1 protein-coding gene and 1 pseudogene are annotated in these 1,201 nt (G+C 62.7%); both read left to right on the top strand.

Going from position 1 to position 1,201, the window contains the following annotated elements:
- Positions 1–242 precede the first annotated feature (242 nt).
- Positions 243–506, top strand: coding sequence for a helix-turn-helix domain-containing protein (locus tag BJF77_RS01320; RefSeq protein WP_075871063.1), 264 nt, complete (start codon positions 243–245; stop codon positions 504–506).
- Between the two features lie 10 nt (positions 507–516).
- Positions 517–1,201 (top strand): annotated as a pseudogene (locus BJF77_RS20400) (hypothetical protein); the annotation flags it as partial.

The raw sequence follows: 1,201 nt of genomic DNA, 5'->3' as shown, positions 1-1,201 counted from the left end.
CTGGTGCTCCGCGTAGGACCGTCACGGTCTCCTCGGGGACGTCTTCGAAGACCGGGCGGACCTGTTCCTCAGTCAAGGGTGACACCAGCTCAGCCCAACGGTTGTCCATCACATCTCCTCAGTGGCAGGGCCTCACCTAGACTTGACCCTGTATCTATTAAACAGCTTTTGAGGGGGTTTAGCAACTGTCATGAATCATCAACCGTTATTAGAGATTGTCGTGTATTGTAGCAACTGTGAGAATGGAGATGGTCGTTGTGTCTGATGCGCTGGACAAGCTCTTCGAGGGCCTGCCCGAGCGGCTGGGCATCGATGACCTCACGCGGGTCCTCGGGCTTGCCGACCGCACGGTCACCTACCGGTGGTTGCGTGATGGGATCGTGCCGGCGATCAAGCTGGGGAAGACCTGGCTGATCTTGCGCGACGACGTCAAGGCCCACCTCCGCTCTCAATACAACGTCCCCCATTCCACCGACAATGACGGGGCGCAAGCTAACGACGAGTAGGGAGAGCATCATGGCGGAGGCACTGGAGCGGCCGGTTTGCACGGCCACCATCGCCGCGGACGACAGCGTGGAGGTCACTATCGACCAAGTTCCTTATGGGTTCTCCTCGATGACTGAGGCGATCAAGCATGTGGTCTCAGTGGCCGCTGACCTGGGGCGACCGATCAAGCTCACCGCGATCGATCCCAGCTCGGAGACCGAACCTGAGACGCATCTGATTGTCGATCCCGAAGGTTCGGTCGCTGCCGATCCCAGTGCCTCCGCCAAGAAGCGACCCGTCCGGCGCGGCTCTTCACGGGCCGTCACACTCGATGACTTCGCACCGACCACTCCCGCTACCAGCACCACCCCTGAGGGCGTAGATGCGGCCCCTGACAAGCCAGGAAACCTGGATATCGAGCGCGCACAGGGCGAAGAAACACGCCCAGTGGCCGACACCACAGGGGTCCCCGATGTGGAGGACACCCCGGTGCCGCGCCAGGACACCATCCTGGGGGCACCTACCGCGCAGCCTTCGGACGTGACCACGCTGCGCCCAGCCCAGAAGACAACCTCGCTGGATTCCGGACCCACCGCTGGCGCTGCGCCTTCTTCCCGGACCCCTGCATCGCCTGTACTGGTGGCCGCACCAGGTGATCCGCGCCTGCATCTGCGGCGGGAGGAGAACACTGACCAGCCCGAAGCACCGGCACGGG

This window comes from Kocuria sp. CNJ-770 (assembly GCF_001942375.1).
Lineage (GTDB): Bacteria > Actinomycetota > Actinomycetes > Actinomycetales > Micrococcaceae > Kocuria > Kocuria oceani.
Note: the sequence above shows the minus strand (reverse complement) of the source record. Positions and strands in the feature narration are given on the sequence as shown.

Coding starts and splice junctions, on each gene's coding strand:
- BJF77_RS01320 (WP_075871063.1), top strand. CDS start 243: ATGGAGATGGTCGTTGTGTCTGATGCGCTGGACAAGCTCTTCGAGGGC.